This window comes from Enterobacter cloacae complex sp. S3, from assembly GCF_014930495.1.
Classification (GTDB): domain Bacteria; phylum Pseudomonadota; class Gammaproteobacteria; order Enterobacterales; family Enterobacteriaceae; genus Enterobacter; species Enterobacter asburiae_B.
The window spans coordinates 1-18,112 of the sequence record NZ_JADBRD010000021.1 but is presented as its reverse complement, the minus strand read 5'-3'; the positions used below and the strand labels follow the sequence as shown (position 1 = coordinate 18,112).

General features: G+C 53.9%; 15 protein-coding genes. 7 read left to right on the top strand and 8 right to left on the bottom strand.

The annotated features are described in order from the left end of the window. Nucleotides 1–92: 92 nt before the first annotated feature. Entirely contained in the window at nt 93–1,502 is a 1,410-nt protein-coding gene (cycA, locus tag IM317_RS13550; protein WP_033144473.1) for a D-serine/D-alanine/glycine transporter, read from the top strand. Between the two features lie 38 nt (nt 1,503–1,540). Here cycA and ytfE read toward each other — a convergent pair whose 3' ends face one another. Then, nucleotides 1,541–2,203, bottom strand: a complete 663-nt coding sequence (gene ytfE, locus IM317_RS13545; RefSeq protein WP_033144474.1) for an iron-sulfur cluster repair protein YtfE — start codon at nt 2,201–2,203, stop codon at nt 1,541–1,543. Between the two features lie 244 nt (nt 2,204–2,447). On the opposite strand from ytfE, the gene IM317_RS13540 reads away from it, so the two are divergent. Continuing rightward, a complete protein-coding gene (locus IM317_RS13540; protein WP_033144475.1) occupies nt 2,448–4,097 on the top strand; it encodes a methyl-accepting chemotaxis protein in 1,650 nt (549 codons plus the stop codon). Nucleotides 4,098–4,184: 87 nt separating this feature from the next. On the opposite strand, the gene IM317_RS13535 is transcribed toward IM317_RS13540, so the two are convergent. The 3 genes from IM317_RS13535 to IM317_RS13525 all read right to left on the bottom strand — a co-directional run bounded on the left by IM317_RS13535 (nt 4,185) and on the right by IM317_RS13525 (nt 7,142). Next, nucleotides 4,185–5,150: a DMT family transporter gene (locus IM317_RS13535; RefSeq protein ID WP_033144476.1), complete on the bottom strand. Its 966-nt coding sequence runs from the start codon at nt 5,148–5,150 to the stop codon at nt 4,185–4,187. Between the two features lie 75 nt (nt 5,151–5,225). Continuing rightward, complete coding sequence (locus IM317_RS13530) at nt 5,226–6,050, bottom strand: AraC family transcriptional regulator (protein ID WP_033144477.1); 825 nt, start codon at nt 6,048–6,050, stop codon at nt 5,226–5,228. A gap of 48 nt (nt 6,051–6,098) precedes the next feature. Next, nucleotides 6,099–7,142, bottom strand: coding sequence for a GlxA family transcriptional regulator (locus IM317_RS13525; protein ID WP_033144478.1), 1,044 nt, complete (start codon nt 7,140–7,142; stop codon nt 6,099–6,101). 620 nt (nt 7,143–7,762) lie between these two features. Between IM317_RS13525 and IM317_RS13520 the strand changes: the two genes are divergently transcribed. Further along, nucleotides 7,763–9,217 (top strand): beta-ketoacyl synthase, encoded by a 1,455-nt coding sequence (locus IM317_RS13520; protein WP_223998080.1) that lies wholly within the window; start codon nt 7,763–7,765, stop codon nt 9,215–9,217. Between the two features lie 85 nt (nt 9,218–9,302). Here the strand turns inward: IM317_RS13520 and IM317_RS13515 are convergent, their stop codons facing one another. Next, a complete protein-coding gene (locus IM317_RS13515; protein WP_033144480.1) occupies nt 9,303–10,151 on the bottom strand; it encodes an SDR family oxidoreductase in 849 nt (282 codons plus the stop codon). 84 nt (nt 10,152–10,235) lie between these two features. Here IM317_RS13515 and IM317_RS13510 point away from each other — a divergent pair, with 84 nt between their 5' ends. Next, a complete protein-coding gene (locus IM317_RS13510) occupies nt 10,236–10,622 on the top strand; it encodes a helix-turn-helix domain-containing protein (RefSeq protein ID WP_033144481.1) in 387 nt (128 codons plus the stop codon). 554 nt (nt 10,623–11,176) lie between these two features. On the opposite strand, the gene IM317_RS13505 is transcribed toward IM317_RS13510, so the two are convergent. Continuing rightward, nucleotides 11,177–13,120 (bottom strand): bifunctional 2',3'-cyclic-nucleotide 2'-phosphodiesterase/3'-nucleotidase, encoded by a 1,944-nt coding sequence (locus IM317_RS13505; protein WP_033144483.1) that lies wholly within the window; start codon nt 13,118–13,120, stop codon nt 11,177–11,179. 190 nt (nt 13,121–13,310) lie between these two features. Between IM317_RS13505 and cysQ the strand changes: the two genes are divergently transcribed. Continuing rightward, a complete protein-coding gene (gene cysQ / locus IM317_RS13500) occupies nt 13,311–14,051 on the top strand; it encodes a 3'(2'),5'-bisphosphate nucleotidase CysQ (RefSeq protein ID WP_023310160.1) in 741 nt (246 codons plus the stop codon). Here the strand turns inward: cysQ and IM317_RS13495 are convergent. Beyond that, entirely contained in the window at nt 14,045–14,602 is a 558-nt protein-coding gene (locus IM317_RS13495; RefSeq protein ID WP_033144484.1) for a YtfJ family protein, read from the bottom strand. The two genes, cysQ and IM317_RS13495, sit on opposite strands and share 7 nt — an antisense overlap. 324 nt (nt 14,603–14,926) lie before the next feature. On the opposite strand from IM317_RS13495, the gene IM317_RS13490 reads away from it, so the two are divergent. Then, the gene (locus tag IM317_RS13490) at nt 14,927–15,133 is read left to right on the top strand and encodes a DUF1107 domain-containing protein (RefSeq protein WP_008501430.1); all 207 of its coding nucleotides are present in this window, start codon (nt 14,927–14,929) and stop codon (nt 15,131–15,133) included. Between the two features lie 71 nt (nt 15,134–15,204). Here IM317_RS13490 and IM317_RS13485 read toward each other — a convergent pair whose 3' ends face one another. Further along, nucleotides 15,205–16,542, bottom strand: coding sequence for a hemolysin family protein (locus IM317_RS13485; RefSeq protein WP_032662457.1), 1,338 nt, complete (start codon nt 16,540–16,542; stop codon nt 15,205–15,207). Nucleotides 16,543–16,761: 219 nt separating this feature from the next. Between IM317_RS13485 and IM317_RS13480 the strand changes: the two genes are divergently transcribed. Then, nucleotides 16,762–17,961, top strand: a complete 1,200-nt coding sequence (locus IM317_RS13480) for a phage integrase SAM-like domain-containing protein (protein WP_131729012.1) — start codon at nt 16,762–16,764, stop codon at nt 17,959–17,961. The last annotated feature ends 151 nt before the right edge of the window (nt 17,962–18,112 follow it).

Sequence of the window (18,112 nt, the reverse complement as noted above, 5' to 3'; positions counted from 1 at the left end):
ATTAGCCCTTACAAGGGAACGTCATCTTTTGACGTATTTAAAGGCCAGAAGAGCCTTAACAACACAGACAGGCATAAACAGGAAAATATCACATGGTAGATCAGGTCAAAGTCGTCGCCGACGAAGAGGCGTCGTCTGAACAGTCGCTACGGCGCAATCTCACAAACCGTCATATTCAGCTCATTGCGATTGGGGGTGCCATCGGTACCGGGCTGTTTATGGGGTCAGGCAAAACCATCAGTCTCGCCGGGCCGTCGATCATATTCGTTTATATGATCATCGGTTTTATGCTGTTCTTCGTGATGCGTGCAATGGGTGAACTGCTGCTCTCGAACCTCGAATACAAATCCTTTAGCGACTTCGCTTCTGACCTGCTCGGGCCGTGGGCGGGCTATTTCACCGGCTGGACCTACTGGTTCTGCTGGGTCGTCACCGGTATGGCGGACGTCGTGGCGATTACCGCCTACGCGCAGTTCTGGTTCCCGGGGCTGTCGGACTGGGTCGCCTCGCTGGCGGTCATTTTTCTGCTGCTGAGCCTTAACCTCGCCACCGTTAAAATGTTCGGTGAGATGGAGTTCTGGTTCGCGATGATCAAAATCGTGGCGATTGTCGGGCTTATCGTCGTGGGTCTGGTGATGGTGCTCACCCACTTCCAGTCGCCAACGGGCGTTCAGGCGTCGTTTACCCATCTGTGGAATGACGGCGGCTGGTTCCCGAAAGGCATTAGCGGCTTCTTTGCCGGCTTCCAGATCGCGGTTTTTGCTTTCGTGGGCATTGAGCTGGTGGGCACGACGGCAGCGGAGACCAAAGATCCCGAGAAGTCTCTCCCGCGCGCGATTAACTCTATTCCGCTGCGTATCATCATGTTCTACGTCTTCGCGCTGATCGTCATTATGTCCGTGACGCCGTGGAGCTCCGTGGTGCCAACCAAGAGCCCGTTCGTTGAGCTGTTCGTGCTGGTAGGCCTGCCTGCTGCCGCGAGCCTGATTAACTTCGTGGTGTTGACCTCTGCGGCGTCTTCCGCGAACAGCGGCGTGTTCTCCACCAGCCGTATGCTGTTTGGCTTGGCACAGGAAGGCGTGGCGCCGAGCGCGTTCGCCAAGCTGTCCAAGCGCGCGGTACCGGCAAAAGGGTTGACCTTCTCCTGCATGTGCCTGCTGGGCGGCGTGGTGATGCTCTACGTGAACCCAAGCGTGATTGGCGCGTTCACCATGATCACCACGGTCTCTGCGATCCTGTTTATGTTCGTCTGGACCATCATCCTCTGTTCATACCTGGTGTACCGCAAGCAGCGCCCGCACCTGCATGAAAAATCGATCTACAAGATGCCGCTGGGCAAGCTGATGTGCTGGGTGTGCATGGCGTTCTTCGTCTTCGTGCTGGTTCTGCTGACGCTGGAAGATGATACCCGTCAGGCACTCATCGTCACGCCGCTGTGGTTTATCGCGCTGGGGCTGGGCTGGGTGTTTATCGGTAAGAAACGTATGGCAGGCGTAAGGTAAAAGCAAAACGGCAACTTCGGTTGCCGTTTTTAGTTTTTCTATTCCCCAGCTAATGCCCGCGGGAACAGAACGTTGTTCTCAAGACTGATGTGTTCCATCAGGTCGTCAATCATCTCGTTAATGCCGTTGTACATCGCTTTCCACGTTGTGCACGCTTCTGGCGGCGGCGTGACGTTGTGGGTGGTGTGTTTGATCACTTCCAGCAGCTCACCCGCATCATCGTGCTCGCTTTCCATCACGCTGATAGGCCCCATCGCCTGGCTTCCCATTCCCTGTTTAATCATCGGGAAGAGGATCTGCTCTTCTTTCATCATGTGGCTGGAAAGCTCTTCATGCAGCAGGGTCAGGTATTTCGCCAGACCGCGCGGTACGGAAGGTTTGTCGGCATGAACGCGCTCAACTTTGGTTGCCTGCAGGATCAGTTCCGGCAGCTGTTCACGGTGACGGTCATGGTATCGCACGATGATATGGTCGATGATTTCAGCAAGCGGGGCGGTTCGCCAGTCTTTGTCGACGGGCTGCCCGGCCAGCTGCGCCAGCTCTGCTTCAATCACCTCAACGTCCAGTTCCTTGCGTGAGGCCGCACGCGCCAGGGTTTGCTTACCGCCGCAGCAGTAATCCATATCGTATTTACGGAACAGCGCAGAAGCGCGAGGAATGGAGAGCGCCAGCTCGCCAAGGGGTTGGTCGCGAAAGGCCATAGCAGTTACCTCGTCATTAATAATATAAGATGCATATTAAATGCATCTTTAAGCCAGCGCTATAACCCTTTAGAGGGAAGGGGGAAAGTGAGATGCAGATCACAAAAAAATACCCCGTTTAACTCTCTGAATGGACTTAGGAAAGTGGTTTAGAAACTTTTTAAAGGTGTAGAAACAGTAAACAACCCGCCGCGCCTGCCGATATATCCACGTCAGACAAACCTGCATATAACAAAGGCAACGCATGTTTAAACGTATAAAAGTCATTACCCTTCTGATTTCGGTGCTGCTTGTGCTCGGCATCATGCAAGTGATTTCCGCGGGTATCTTTATCAACGCGCTGAATAACGATAAAGACAACTTCACCGTGTCGCAGCTCTCCAGCAAGAACGTGGCGGAGTTTACCGATGCGTGGATCAGCCTGAACCAGGCGCGCGTGACGCTGAACCGCGGGATGCTGCGTCTGCAAAGCAGCATGGCCTCTCAGATTAACGGTGGGCAGCTTAATGAGCTGGTCAACACGGCGAAAAATCTGCTCGCCGATGCGCAGGTCCATTACGATAAATACTATGCCCTGCCAAATACGCCGGGCCTGGACGAGAACCTGGCTAACCGGCTTGAAGAGCAGTACCGCATTTACTCTGCAACGCTGACGCAAATGAACGTCCTGCTGAGCCAGGGCAATCTGGAAGACATGTTCAAGCAGAATGCGGAGCAAAAGCAGACCGCGATGCAGGCGGTTTACCGTGAATGGCGCGAAGCGCAGGCAACGCTTACCGATAAAGGCATCCAGGACAATGAAAGCGACTACAAGCGCATCCTGTGGATCCTCTCTGCGGTTATGCTGCTGGTGATTGTGGTGATTATTTCCAGCTGGGTAGCCATGCGCCGCGTGCTGCTGCTGCCTCTGGAAGAGGTGATTAACCATATTCGCGCCATTGCGGCGGGGGATTTAACCCAGCCGATTCAGGCTGAAGGTAAGAACGAAATGGCTATCCTGGCGCGCAACGTCCAGGAGATGCAGGCCTCGCTGGCGAACACCGTGGGCGTGGTGCGTGAAGGTGCGGATACCATCTACACCGGTGCCGGTGAAATTTCTGCCGGCAGCAACGACCTCTCTTCCCGTACCGAGCAGCAGGCCGCGTCTCTGGAAGAGACGGCAGCCAGCATGGAACAGCTGACGGCAACCGTGAAGCAGAACGCCGATAACGCGCGTCAGGCTTCCCGTCTGGCGCTGGACGCCTCCTCTACGGCGAAGAAGGGCGGTAACGTGGTTGAAGGCGTGGTGCGTACGATGGACGAAATCGCCACCAGCTCCAGTAAAATCGCGCAAATTACTAACGTAATCGACGGTATTGCCTTCCAGACTAACATCCTGGCGCTGAACGCGGCGGTGGAAGCGGCGCGCGCGGGCGAGCAGGGCCGTGGTTTTGCGGTGGTGGCAGGGGAAGTGCGTACTCTCGCCCAGCGCAGCGCCCAGGCGGCGAAAGAGATCAAAGCGCTGATCGATGATTCCGGCGAGCGCGTGAACGCGGGCTCCCAGCTGGTTAACGAAGCCGGGGAGACGATGGCGGAGATCGTTAATGCGGTCACCCGCGTGACGGACATCATGGGTGAAATTGCCTCGGCCTCTGACGAGCAGAGCCGCGGTATCGACCAGGTGGGCCAGGCGGTAGCCGAGATGGACCGCGTGACCCAGCAGAACGCCTCGCTGGTAGAGGAGTCTGCGGCCGCGGCGGCGGCGCTGGAAGATCAGGCTGCACGCCTGAACGAAGCGGTGGCGGTGTTCAAAATCACCCGCAACCAGGCGGTCAAAGCGGCGCCGGTGAAAACCTATGTACCTAAAGCGCAGCCCGCAGCGGCGGCGTCTGAAGGGAACTGGGAAACGTTTTAACATCATGCCGGGTGGCGCTGGCGCTTACCCGGCCTACGAAACGGCTCCTTGTAGGCCGGGTAAGGCGGAGCCGCCACCCGGCAAAAATCACACCTCCGACGCCGGAACGACCCTCGGTTTTTCCGGCTTCGCTCTTACCGCCATCACCACTCCTACCACCAGCAGCGCGATGCCGCAGGCCGTGAATAGCGGCGGCAAGCTCTGGCGCATCAGGAAGGTATAAAGCAGTCCGGCCAGGGTTTCGAAGACAATCAGCGGCCCTAAAATGACCGTCGGCAGCTTCTGGCTGGCAATATTCCAGCACAGCGCGCCCACCCATGAGCACAGCACCGCAATCGCAACCATCAGGCCGATAAACACCCAGGGTCTTGGCCCGAAGGGTTGGGCGAAGTCTGGCTGTTGATGGCCTAACCAGATGCACGCCCCGGCATAGCCCACCAGCGAGACGGGCAGCGTGACCAGCGCCTGCGCCGTCGCCCACATCATCGGGTGCTTGTCCGGGTTCTCCCGCAGCCAGCGCGCGTTGCGCAGGGCATACCATGCCCAGCACGCCACGGAAATGAACGCCAGCACAATGCCAGAGCCGTAACGCCACAGGTCAACATCCGCCTGCCCGTGACGCAGCTCTGCAATATTGACGCATACCAGCCCCACGGCGGTGCATACCAGCGCCGGCGCCATTTTTGACCACGCCAGTTTGCCATCGCGGTGGCTGTAGAGCAGGTTAGCAAAGACGGGGATGACGACCGGCAGCGTGCCGATAATCATGGTAGATACCGGCGCACCGGTACGCTGAATGGCACTCGCAAGGCAAACGTAGTAGATAAGATTGCCCATCATGGTCAGCGCTAGCGCGGTGCCCCAGTCCTGACGGCTGAGCTGACGCAGGCGCGCGCGTCCCAGCCACGCCAGGGGCAGAGCAATCAGCCCGAGCGCCAGATAGCGTCCGGTCGACTGCAGTATTGCCGGATACTCGGGCACGATTAATGGGCCGACAAAAATCAGCCCCCACATCATCCCGGCCAGAAGGGCATACAACACTCCACTAATCATTTTTCCATCCACAGGTATTTACGCTGCATGCAGTGTAGGAGGGGAAAATGCGTGCGTATTGTATGAGATTGCGCATTAGCGCCGGGTGACCTGCTTCTGGTAGCGCACGGGCGTAATGCCGTAGCGGCGGGTAAACGCGCGGGTTAAGTGGGACTGGTCGGTCAGCCCGGTCGCGGCTGCCACTTCGGCGGCTGGCATGCCGTGGGTGAGGAACGCTTTAGCGCGCCAGAGGCGAATGGCCATCAGCATCTGGTGCGGCGTAACGTGAAAATGGGCTTTGAACTGGCGCTGGAAATGGTACGGGCTCAGCGAAACGACGCTGGCCAGCTCGTCCAGCGTCAGGGCGTGCATGTAGTTGTCGTGCAGGTACTCGCGCACGCGTTCGAAGCGGTGCGCGCCTTCCTGAATCACCGGCGCGTGATGGGCCAGCGGCTGGAAGGTCTCAATCAGATCCAGCAGTAATCCTTTTTGCGCAAGCGGATCGTCCGTATGCCACAATCCGTAAATCAGCCTGCCGATTTGCTGCGAGCGCAGCGGGTCATGACGCGTGACATCGCTAAACCACCAGTGCCGGAGGCCGGTCACCTCTTCCAGAAGATCGGGTTCGATATAGACCATCCGGTAGCGCCAGCCGCCTTCGGTGGCGGATTCGCCGGTATGGATCTCGTCCGGGTTCATGGTGACGACGGATTTTTCCGCCGCGAGATGCTGGGTACCGCGATAGCGAAAGCGTTCGGCACCGGTTTCAATCGTGCCGATCCCGAAGGCTTCATGGGTGTGAGGCTCAAAGGCGTAGTCAGAAATATGCGCGTGATAAAGCTCCAGGCCCGGCAGCTGCGCAAGATGGCGAAAGCGCGCGCTGTCTCTTTCATCATTAAACTGTTCCGGTACGCCTTGCACGTTGAGCCTCCTCGTGGTCATCTTTTCATTATCAGAGATGACCGCAGTTTATGCACTAAACATCTTTGCCCGGACGGTCTTACGGTAATCCCCCGGTGAAACCGTTGTTTTATGCTTAAACTGGCGATTAAAGTGCGCAATATCCTGATATCCAACCGCATTTGCAATCTCCTGAATACACAGATTGGTGGATTGCAGCATTGTCATGGCGGATTCAATTCTGGCGGTTAATAAATACTGCAGTGGGGACATGTCGGTGGCATTTTTAAAGCGGCGATTAAAGTTGCGCAAACTCATGCCAGCCATATCTGCAAGATTCTGCATGGATATATCCGAGGCGCAGTTGGCTTTTATCCAGATTTGAATTTGAACAATATCTTCATCCGGATGGGGTTTGTTTTCTTCACTGTAACACTGACGTTCAAACTGGCTACGAATTTCATGGAAAAATGTCCGTTGAGTATGGGTGGCTACACGTTTCCCGTATATCGTTTCTATAAAATGGATCGTCAGATCGGACAGGGCCTTAACGCTTGCGGCGCAGAAAATATTATCGGCCTGAGTGAGAAAATGCTTTGTCTGTAATTTTACGCTGGGGTAGTCGCGCGAGAATTGTTTGAAGTAGTGCCAGTGGGTGGTGGCGGGCTTTCCGTTTAGCAATCCCGACTCCGCCAGAAAACAGCAGCCCGTTCCGACGGCGGCGATGCGGGTTCCTCGCGCGGCCTGCTCGGTCAGCCATTCCAGAAGTTCAGGCTGTTGTCTGACCACCGCGCGAGGATTGCGCCACAGGGCAGGAAGATAGATAACGTCATAGTGTCTGTCTGCGGCAAGGGTGGTATCGGCGGTAATGCTAAAACCACTGTGCGTCAGGATGGGCTCGCTGTTTATGCCAATGGTATTCACCTTCAGAATATTCTCCGGGCGACAGAGCCTGAAGGGTGACTTCTCCGGTTTGTGCGTGCCTGCGTGGGATGTTGTTTTTTGCTCAGCTAAATAGCTACTGGCTGCCGCTTTCCACATTTCAATCGGAAGACTGAGACCGGAACTTAGCATGCGTTCACATAACACAAATCCTATTTGTGTATTTGTCATTTTTGATTAATACCTGTTTTGACTATTATTTTTGGTGGCTCATCGTTGCCGTGGCCAAAAAAGTCAGCGTTTTGGCTGGATTTTCATATTAGCTTTTGTTGGTAATTTGTAAACTAATATCTGAAATTATCGTACTTGCTTAATAAAATAAATCCACGACCACGAGAGAATAAATTATGGTGAAATTACCCGTAATAACGGCTTTTGGCGGCTATGGTCCAGCTGGGCGTAGTTCTTCACATCATGCATTCCGTCGAATGATTATTGAGTCATTATCGGAAGAGGAACGGCAGGATACGTTATTATCGTTAGCCATCCTGATGGGCATCCTTAAATATGATGAAGGTGGGTATTGCGACATTTCCGGTAAAAGATTTACACCTGCTCAGGCCGCCGCGAGGATAAAAGACGAGGTGCTTGAGGGAACCCTTATCAGAAATATTACGCGCGACTACTTTGATGTCGATGCTATTGCCGGTCATGCAAAATTGAATATGGTTTCAGGCGAAGAGGGATTCAGTTTTAATATATCTGCCAGGCAATTACCTCAACCCTTACCGGCGGGATGGCACGTTGAAGAATTAGCGGATCGGCGTGTCCGTATTACCGTTCAGGGAGAGATGGACTGCAAAATTGAGGCGTTGCTGCGCACGGAGGTTCAGGCTGCAGGGCTGTTGCCGCAGGGATTCCGTCCGGGCGACCATTACAATTCGCAGTTCCATCCGCGGGCGTTACAAATGGCGATTGTCGGAGCGTCAGACGCCATCAACGCGCTGGGGATCCCGTGGCGAGAGGTACAGGCCAAAATCACGCCGGATCAGCTCGGCGTCTATTCGGGCAATATCATGGGGCAGCTCGACGATTATGGCTTTGGCGGAATGCTGCAGTCGCGCCTGAAAGGCCATCGCGTCAGCGCCAAACAGTGCCCGCTGGGCCTGAACAGCATGTGCGCCGATTTCCTCAATGCGTATGTGCTGGGTAGCGTCGGTCATACCAGCGCCACGCTGGGGGCGTGCGCCACGTTTCTGTATAACCTGAATGCGGCAGTCGAAGATATCAAAGCGGGGCGCATTCGCGTAGCCGTCGTTGGCAGCGCCGAAGCACCGGTCACCTCAGAAGTGATTGAAGGATTCGATGCCATGGGCGCCCTGGCAACGGAGAGCAAGCTTAAGCACACTGATGAAACGGAAACGGCCGACTGGCGCAACAGCAGCCGCCCGTTTGGTAACAGCTGCGGTTTTGTTATCGCAGAATCCAGCCAGTATGTCGTGCTAATGGACGACGAGCTGGCGCTGCAGCTTGGCGCAGAGATCCACGGTTCGGTGGGGAATGTCTTCATCAACGCTGACGGCTTTAAACGTTCTATTGCGTCGCCGGGGCCGGGGAACTACATCACCATGGCGAAAGCCGTAGCCTCTGCGGTATCGATGGCCGGGATAGAGACGGTGCAGAAGGGATCGTTTATTCAGGCGCACGGCTCAAGCACGCCGAAGAATTGCGTCTCCGAGGCGGATATTTTTGATCGCGTTGCGCAAGCTTTTTCGATTCGCGACTGGCCGGTGACGGCGGTGAAATCGTACCTCGGTCACTCCCTGGGCCCAGCCAGCGGCGACCAGCTGATCGGCTGCCTCGGCGTCTTCCGCTATGGTATTTTGCCGGGAATTAAAAGCGTGTCCCACATCGCGCCGCAGGTGAACAACGCGCGCTTAACCATTCCTCTTCAGGACTGCAAATTAGAGGAAGGTCAGGGACAAATCGCCTTTATTAATTCAAAAGGCTTTGGCGGTAATAATGCCACGGGGGTGGTTTACTCGCCGAAGCTTACCCGTCAATGGTTGCGCAAACGCTATGGGGACGCGGTGTTTGCGAATTATCAGCAGCGTAACCGCCAGGTGCGACGTCAGGCTAACGCCTACGACGAGGCGGCGTCGCAGGGGGAACTCAATGTCATTTATCTTTTCGGCCAGCAGGGGATAAATGAGGAAGATATTAAGATTGATATGAATGGCATCACCATTCCCGGATTTGAAAAACCGATAACGTACGCGACGGATAAAGAATACCCGGACTTTTAATCGTTATATCTGTTTTTATTATTAATAAATATGAGCGGGCCGGGTAAGGGAAATCACCCGGCCGCAGGAAAGAACGGTGACACTGTTAAAGAATGGCTTTAATACTCTGCGCCAGCGGCGTCGTTGCGCGCCCGATCAGTTTGCTCAGCGTATGGCTATCGTCAAAGAGTCCCCCTTTGGACGCACCCACATCCGAGTCCGCCAGCATATCTGCCAGCCCTGCAGGCAGGCCGACGCTTTTCAGGGCGGCGGCAAAATCCGCTTCACTGAGATTCTGATAGGTTACCGGCTTCCCGCTCTGTTTGCTGAGTTCAGCCGCCAGTTCGCTCAGCGTCCAGCCGTGGTCGCCCGCCAGTTCGTAGACCTTGCCCGCGTGGCCCTCTTCAGCAATCACTTTGGCGGCCGCCGCGGCATAGTCGGCGCGGGTGGCAGAGGCAATTTTGCCTTCGCCTGCCGCACCAATAAACACGCCGTGTTCCAGCGCAGGCGGCGCGCTCGCCAGGTAGTTTTCGGTATACCAGCCATTGCGCAGCAGGGCATAAGGGATGCCGGACGCCGCCAGCGCTTTTTCAGTGGCAACGTGTTCAACGTGCAGACCCAGCGGTGAGTTGTCCGCATGCAGCAGGCTGGTGTAGGCGATAAATTTCACGCCTGCCGTTTTGGCGGCGTTAATCACGTTCTGGTGCTGGGTCGCGCGCTGGCCGACTTCGCTGGAAGAGATCAGCAGCAGCTTATCCACGCCGCTCAGCGCGGCGGTGAATGCGGCTTCATCCGTGTAGTCCGCCTGGCGAACGACAATTCCCTGCTGGCTTAAGGCCTGCGCTTTCGCCGGGTTACGTACGATGGCCACAATCTGGCTGGCCGGTACGGTTTTCAACAGCTGTTCGATAACGAGATGGCCAAGCTGGCCGGTAGCGCCGGTAATCGCGATCATGATGAATCTCCTTCGTGTTTGTCTGGTGTTGTGGCACACTAGCACCATAGCTAACTTTTAGTAAGTACGTACAAAAAGGTAAGTATGGAAACAACGATACCGACGCTCAGCGAACAAATGCGCGATGGCAATCTTTTCGCGGAACAGTGCCCTTCACGCGAGGTGCTCAAACACGTGACCAGCCGCTGGGGTGTCCTGATTCTGCTGGCCCTGCGCCAGGGAACGCATCGCTTTAGCGATCTGCGTCGTAAAATGGGCGGGGTGAGCGAAAAGATGCTGTCCCAGTCACTCCAGGCGCTGGAGCAGGACGGGTTTGTCGATCGCGTGTCGTATCCGGTGGTGCCGCCGCACGTAGAGTATAGCCTGACGCCGATGGGGATTGAGGTCAGCGAGAAAGTCGCCGCGCTGGCGGACTGGATTGAGGTGAATACGCCGAAGGTGATGGCGAATCGGGACGATCGTGCGGCCTGATGTCTTCACCCTGACCTAATGCCTGCGTGGGCGACTCCCTCTCCCTTGAGGGAGAGGGCTGGGGTGAGGGGGGAACATATAACTCTGGTGGTCATTCCGTTCACTTTATGTTCCTTGCTTCTCTGTAACGACATGGCCTGTGAATGTGCCAGGGCGGCTCAATCGCCGCCGCCCTGGCGACCCGGGCTCCCGGCGGTAAATCGCCGCTTCGCGGATTGCTCGCCCCATCCCTGGGGCTCACCCTTTCAGGGCCAGCTCAGGCGCTGTCCAAAATTGCTCCCGGCAATTTTGTCCTCAGCTTATTCCTTCAGGCTATCGGGTCGGGCATGAGCCTGCATCCCTGCAGGCCACGCCCTCTCGGCGCATCCTTGCGCCTCGCCCCGGCCTTGCGGAAACGCTTCGGCGATTTACAGCCGGACCAGGTCATCGCTGCAATTCATGAATTTTTCTGAAGAAATATTCATCGCTTCGAGTTGGAAAATTACTGAGGACCCCTCTCCCATAGGGAGAGGGAACAAACACGAAAAACGGCAACGTATGTTGCCGTTTTGTTTTTACTTACTCAAATCCACCTGATAAATCGCGAACCCGATATCATCCGTTGCGACCTTCTTCATCGGATACTGGGCTTTATCCTTGATGAACGCGGCTGCCTTATCGGACGGCGACGTTTCTATGCGGATATCCAGTTTCGTATCGCTGTGGATCGGCGCGAGGCGCCAGTTGTTGTCCACCGCCGGATGAATTTCGCCCGCCTTCTTCGACTCCGCGCTGATCCACGCCGCCAGCACCGAGCGGTTCTCGTCCGGCGAGGCAAAGGCGATGTGGCTATCTCCCGTACCGGCAAACTTACCGCCGTAGGCGCGGTAGTTATTGGTCACCACCAGGAAGGTGGCATTCGGGTCGATCGCCTTGCCGTTGAAGGTCAGGTTTTTGATGCGCTCCGCCTGCGGGTTGATCGCCTGACACTCGCCGTCATATTTCGCCGGCTGGGTGACGTCAATCTGGTAGTTTACGCCGTCGATCACGTCGAAGTTATAGGTACGGAAGCCGTCCCAGTTAATCAGCGACTGCGGCTTACTGCTGTGCGGGTCAATCTGGTTAAACTGTCCGGCAGAGCACTCCAGCCACTCTTTCACCTCCTGGCCCGTCGCTTTTACCACCACCAGCGTGTTCGGGTAGAGGTAGAGATCGGCGGCGTTACGGAAGGTCAGCTGGCCTTTTTCGACTTCAACATAGCTTGCCGGGTCGTTCTTACGCCCGCCCACCTTGAATGGCGCAGCCGCTGACAGGACCGGCAGTTTTGCCAGATCCGGATCGCCCTGCACAAAGTGTTCCGCATAGGCTTTCTGCGCCATGTTGACGACCTGAACGGTCGGGTCGTCCTGCACCAGCGCCAGGAAGCTGTACATGTTATCGGCGGATTTGCCGATCGGCTTGCTGACGAATTCGCGCGTGGCGTCGTGATCGTGCTTCAGCACGTCGACCAGTTTTTTATCTTCCGCCGCCAGAGATTTTTTAGCCGCAGCGTCGTAAATCGGGCGCGCTTCGGCTTTTGACTGCGTCACCTTCCAGCTGCCGCCGTCGTTATTCAGCACCAGATCCACCACGCCAAGATGGTCGCCCCACATGCCCGGCATCACCGACGGCACGCCGTTGAGCGTCCCTTTCTCAATGTCCGCTCCTTTTATGCTGGCGAAATCTTTGCCCGGGAAGACCGCGTGGGCGTGGCCGAACAGGATCGCGTCGACGCCCGGGACTTCACTCAGATAGTAAACGGAGTTTTCTGCCATGGCCTGATACGGATCGGCGGAGAGGCCCGAGTGGGCGACAACGACCACCAGATCGGCGCCTTTTTCGCGCATTTCCGGCACGTATTTCCGCGCGGTTTCGGTGATGTCGTTAACGGTCACTTTGCCGTCGAGGTTGGCTTTATCCCACGTCATGATCTGCGGCGGCACAAAGCCGATATAGCCGATTTTCAGCGTCTGTTTTTTGCCGTCCTTGTCGACGACGTTTGTCTCTTTAATCAGATAAGGGGTAAAGAGCGGCTTTTGGGTCTTAACGTCGATGATATTGGCGTTAACGTACGGGAATTTCGCACCGGCCAGCGCGTCATGCAGGTATTTCAGACCGTAGTTAAATTCGTGGTTGCCGAGGTTGCCGACGGTATAGTCCAGGGTGTTCATCGCCTTATACACCGGATGAACCTCGCCTTTTTTCAGTCCCCTGGTCGCCATGTAATCCCCGAGCGGACTGCCCTGAATGAGATCGCCATTGTCGACCAGCACGCTGTTTTTCACTTCGCCACGCGCCGCATCGATCAAACTTGCCGTGCGTACCAGTCCGAATTTTTCCGTCGGGGTATCTTTGTAGTAATCGAAGTCCATCATGTTGCTGTGCAGATCGGTCGTTTCCAGAATACGCAGATCTACCGTCGCCGCCTGTACGCTTGCTGCAATCAGCGTCGCCAGAAGCGTTGCACTAAACTTAATCATCAGAGGAGTCCTTTTTTCGATGCAGAGCACAAAAGAGTATGTATCTATAGCTTGTTGCTTACAGAAATGTGAATCCTGACAGAAAAAAGTCACCTGAAACCGGAATTGCTTCACAGATAGCGGAATTGTTCACATTACGATATAACTAAAACAAAGAGTTAACCTCACTGCGTTAACAAAGAGGTGGAAAATGCTAGATAAAATTTGTCAGCTCGCACGGGATGCGGGAGATGCCATCATGCAGGTGTATGACGGCAGTAAACCTATGGAGGTGGTCAGCAAGGCCGACGACTCTCCGGTCACGGCGGCGGATATCGCGGCGCATAAGGTGATCCTGAAAGGATTACAGGCCTTAACGCCGGACATCCCCGTTCTGTCAGAAGAAGCGCCGCAAAGCTGGGACGAGCGCCAGCACTGGCAGCGTTACTGGCTGGTCGATCCGCTGGACGGGACAAAAGAGTTCATCAAGCGCAACGGTGAATTCACCGTCAATATCGCCCTGATTGAGAAGGGCAAAGCGGTGCTGGGCGTGGTCTACGCGCCGGTAATGAAGGTGATGTACAGCGCTGCAGAAGGGAAGGCGTGGAAGGAAGAGTGCGGCGTGCGCAAGCAGATCCAGGTGCGCGATGCGCGTCCACCGCTGGTGGTGATTAGCCGCTCGCACAGCGACAGCGAGCTGCAGGAGTACCTGCAGCAGCTGGGTGAACACCAGACCACCTCGATTGGCTCATCGCTGAAATTCTGCCTGGTGGCGGAAGGCCATGCGCAGCTCTACCCTCGCTTTGGGCCAACCAACGTCTGGGATACCGCGGCAGGTCATGCCGTTGCCGCGGCCGCCGGGGCGCATGTTCATGACTGGCAGGGCAAGCCGCTGGACTATACCCCGCGCGAATCCTTCCTCAACCCCGGCTTCCGCGTCTCTATTTACTGAGCCAGCAGCTTATGCAGCAGGTCGACAACCTGCTGCACCTCTTCCTGGGTTAACGCGCCGTCTTTCGCCCACTGTACGCGGCCCTCTTTATCCAGCACGATAATCGCGGAGCTCTCTTCTTCCAGCTGCCAGGCCTTACGGGTTACGCCGTTGCTGTCGACGATAAACTGCGACCACGGGTAGAGCTTTTTATTGCTCTCAAGGCTTGAGCGCACAAACATCCCGGAGCCCGGAATGGCGTCGTCGGTGTTAACAATCGTGGTCGTCTGGTAGCGGTCGTGAGGGAATTTTGCGGCCTTGATCGCTTCCACCAGGGTAGCATTTTTCTCTTTTGCGGATGTACGACCGGCAATATGTTGTACAACTCTCACTTTGCCCGCGAGCTGCGCGCTATTCCAGGGTTTGTAGCTAAACTTATCATTGTCGAGAATCAATTCTCCCCGGTCAGCAATGCCGACTGGCGGTACACGTTGTCCTTTTTCAATGTTGTGAGCGGAAGCCCACAGCGGCAGCAGCAGGCAGGCTGCTGCAAGGATATTACGTAGGGTCATGGCGTTTCCTTATTGTTTGCAGGTGATCCGACCACTTGGTCTTGCGCTTTTAATCATAAGTGCGATCAATGGGGTTTTCCCGCAATCCCGATGCCAGTTTGCGGGCGAACGCACATATCCATGAAAAAACGACGGCTTATACTGCGCCCGGTCACGCTTTGCAAAGATTATTCTGAATAATTGTAATCAAACGGTAAATAAACTTATGCACACTGGGTAACACCGTAGTTCTGGTCTATAGTCATTGGGCATTAAAATTTGCGCTCAGGACAGTCGGGCCGATTGTGGCACCGCAAGAGCGTATGATTCGCAGGAGATACAAGAATGAAAATTTTCCAACGCTACAACCCGCTTCAGGTGGCGAAGTACGTGAAGATCCTGTTCCGTGGACGGTTGTACATCAAGGATGTTGGCGCTTTTGAGTTTGATAAGGGCAAGATCCTTGTCCCAAAAGTGAAGGACAAACAGCACCTGTCTGTGATGTCCGAAGTCAACCGTCAGGTTATGCGTCTGCAGACTGAGATGGCTTAACCAACGTGCTATGCAGTAGTTAAAAAAACGGCTCCCAATGGGAGCCGTTGATGTTTGTAGAGGCTGGTACTTTACGCCGACACCTTCTCTTCCGCGTCCGGCAGCTTCGGTACCAGTACGGTCGGTTTGTTATCGATGCGCGTCACCAGCAGCTGGTCGATGCGGTAGTTATCAATATCCACCACTTCAAACTTGTAGCCGGAGAACTTCACCGAGTCGGTACGTTTCGGGATCTTACGCAGCATAAACATCATAAAGCCGCCGATGGTCTCGTAGTTGCCGGACTGCGGGAACTCGTCGATATCCAGCACGCGCATCACGTCTTCAATCGGTGTGCCGCCATCAATCAGCCACGAATTATCGTCACGCTGAACAATCTGCTCTTCCAGCCCCTGGCCAACCAGGTCGCCCATCAGCGTGGTCATCACGTCGTTCAGGGTGATAATACCCACCACCAGCGCGTATTCGTTCATGATAACCGCGAAGTCTTCCCCGGCGGTTTTGAAACTTTCCAGCGCTTCTGAGAGCGTCAGGGTGTCCGGCACAATCAGGGTATTGCGGATCTGCACGCCGCTGTTAAGCGCCAGGCTCTGGTTTGCCAGCACGCGGTTCAGCAGGTCTTTGGAGTCGACGTAACCGATGATGTGGTCGATATCTTCATTACAGACCAGGAACTTAGAGTGCGGATGCTGCGCCACTTTGTTCTTCAGGCTCTGCTCATCTTCATGTAAATCGAACCAGATAATGTTTTCACGGCCCGTCATGGAAGACGGCACGGTACGGGATTCCAGTTCGAATACGTTCTCAATCAGCTCGTGCTCCTGCTTGCGCAGCACCCCGGCCAGCGCGCCGGCTTCCACCACCGCATAAATGTCGTCAGAGGTGATGTCGTCTTTACGCACCATTGGCAGCTTAAAGATGCGGAAAATGACGTTCGCCAGACCGTTGAAGAACCACACCAGCGGACGAAACACGTACAGACAGAAGCGCATCGGGTTGATGATACGCAAAGCCACAGCTTCTGGCGCAATCATACCGATGCGTTTCGGGGTCAGGTCTGCAAAGAGGATGAACAGGCCGGTTACCAGCGAGAAGGAGAGGATAAAGCTCAGCTGTTCGGCCAGTTCAACGGACATGTACTTAACAAACAGACTATAAAACGCTGGAGAAAACGCAGCATCACCCACGATACCGCCGAGAATGGCGACCGCGTTGAGGCCAATTTGCACCACGGTGAAGAACATCCCGGGATTTTCCTGCATTTTCAGGATGCGGGTGGCATTGATGTTGCCTTCATCGGCAAGCAGCTTCAGTTTGATTTTACGGGACGCGGCCAGCGAGATCTCAGATATCGAGAAAAACGCGCTGACGGCAATCAGACAAAGTATTACTAAAATACTGTTTAACATAGTTTATCCGGCTTCTCGCCAGATCCTCAGAAGGGGAGTTGATACCATTTGTGTGAAAACACATTGAAAATCAGCTCGTAGCGTTGAGCCGATTATTTCAGCGGGTAGTATAGCGTAAAGAGATGTAAATCTGCCAGAGGTCACAATTTGACGCTTAAGTACCGCTAAGTGTTGTGTTTGGGAATTGATGGGAACCATTCTCATTTGAAGAGGGTTTTCATGCAATCTTTACCAGATCTTTATCCAATCTTTATACAGCAAAATGTGCGTTTTTTAGACAGGACAGCTTCCTCTGAACGCTCTTTCATGTGGCAGCGTCGATTAGCTGGGAAACTTCTTCGGGTTAGCCTACGCACCCAGGACAGAAATGTGGCTCAGTATCGTGCCGTAAAGCTCACTGAAGCCTTTATAAGGCTCTCTCAGCTAATGGGGAATACAAATCCACTATTGATTCGTGAAACGCTTCTAAAGGCCAGAGATAAGCAAATAGAGGATGAATTTTTATCCGCCGTCTCTGTATGTCATGTCTCGCTGCATCCAGTAATACAAGAAAAGAGCATTTCCCCTCTATTGTCATCAGTACTTAATGAGTGGCTTGAAGAGATGAGTTCTGATTGGGCGAAGAGTACCAAAGTGCTTAATGAGAGAACGGTAAATGGTTTCCTGGAATGGTGTGGGGATATCCCAGTCGATTCAGTTACGAAAAAGACGGTGAGTACTTATAAAAAGTTTCTTGATAAGTCGGGTAAGTCACCTCGATCCAGACAAGATGCCATTATTAAGGTTTCTGCAATGTTCAATTTCGCTATGAAGCAACGTGATTACATCGTGAAGAATCCTTTTTTGGGGATGAACTATAAGCATGTTGAAAATATGAGTATTAAAACGGGTGTTTCATTAAGGGAGCATCAAAAATTAATTTCTTCTGAGCATGTTGCCAATACCAGATCCTTATGGTGGTTACTAAACCTACTTTTTTACACAGGAGTACGTATCGGTGAGGCGATCCAAATCTCTTCAAATGATTATATTGAGAAAGAAGACCAAGGAATACTCATTAAATGTATCAGCATTAATGATGATGGTACTAAAACCGTTAAGAATAACGAGTCAATTCGCGATATACCTTTAAGTGATAGTCTTCTAAAGGCTGGTATATGGGAAGAGAAACCAATATATCATTGGGTTAATAATTCATCTGCAAGTAATGCCGTAAGCAAGGCTTTCAAAAAAGCAGGCATGAAACATACAGCACATGACTATAGATATGGCTTGTCAGACCGATTGAGAGATCTTCAAGAAGTACCTGACCATATAAGATTCTCGATACTTGGACATGCTCATCGAACAATGACGGATAGAACATACAGGAGTAAACAACCACTTCTGCAAATGAAACACGTGATTGATCGTATCTGAATTAAAAACAAGCACATGGATGTGTTATCGTGAAGTACATTACTTTAAATCATTTGTGAAATTCTTTCCCTTTATATCCTATACTAAGAGGAATAATGAATTTATAAAAAATGTGAGGTTTAATATATGAGAATGAAAGAACATTATTATG

Coding starts and splice junctions, on each gene's coding strand:
- IM317_RS13520 (WP_223998080.1), top strand. CDS start 7,763: ATGGACTGCAAAATTGAGGCGTTGCTGCGCACGGAGGTTCAGGCTGCA.
- IM317_RS13540 (WP_033144475.1), top strand. CDS start 2,448: ATGTTTAAACGTATAAAAGTCATTACCCTTCTGATTTCGGTGCTGCTT.
- IM317_RS13485 (WP_032662457.1), bottom strand. CDS start 16,542: ATGTTAAACAGTATTTTAGTAATACTTTGTCTGATTGCCGTCAGCGCG.
- IM317_RS13490 (WP_008501430.1), top strand. CDS start 14,927: ATGAAAATTTTCCAACGCTACAACCCGCTTCAGGTGGCGAAGTACGTG.
- IM317_RS13480 (WP_131729012.1), top strand. CDS start 16,762: ATGCAATCTTTACCAGATCTTTATCCAATCTTTATACAGCAAAATGTG.
- IM317_RS13515 (WP_033144480.1), bottom strand. CDS start 10,151: ATGATCGCGATTACCGGCGCTACCGGCCAGCTTGGCCATCTCGTTATC.
- IM317_RS13495 (WP_033144484.1), bottom strand. CDS start 14,602: ATGACCCTACGTAATATCCTTGCAGCAGCCTGCCTGCTGCTGCCGCTG.
- IM317_RS13510 (WP_033144481.1), top strand. CDS start 10,236: ATGGAAACAACGATACCGACGCTCAGCGAACAAATGCGCGATGGCAAT.
- IM317_RS13505 (WP_033144483.1), bottom strand. CDS start 13,120: ATGATTAAGTTTAGTGCAACGCTTCTGGCGACGCTGATTGCAGCAAGC.
- cysQ (WP_023310160.1), top strand. CDS start 13,311: ATGCTAGATAAAATTTGTCAGCTCGCACGGGATGCGGGAGATGCCATC.
- IM317_RS13525 (WP_033144478.1), bottom strand. CDS start 7,142: ATGACAAATACACAAATAGGATTTGTGTTATGTGAACGCATGCTAAGT.
- cycA (WP_033144473.1), top strand. CDS start 93: ATGGTAGATCAGGTCAAAGTCGTCGCCGACGAAGAGGCGTCGTCTGAA.
- IM317_RS13535 (WP_033144476.1), bottom strand. CDS start 5,150: ATGATTAGTGGAGTGTTGTATGCCCTTCTGGCCGGGATGATGTGGGGG.
- ytfE (WP_033144474.1), bottom strand. CDS start 2,203: ATGGCCTTTCGCGACCAACCCCTTGGCGAGCTGGCGCTCTCCATTCCT.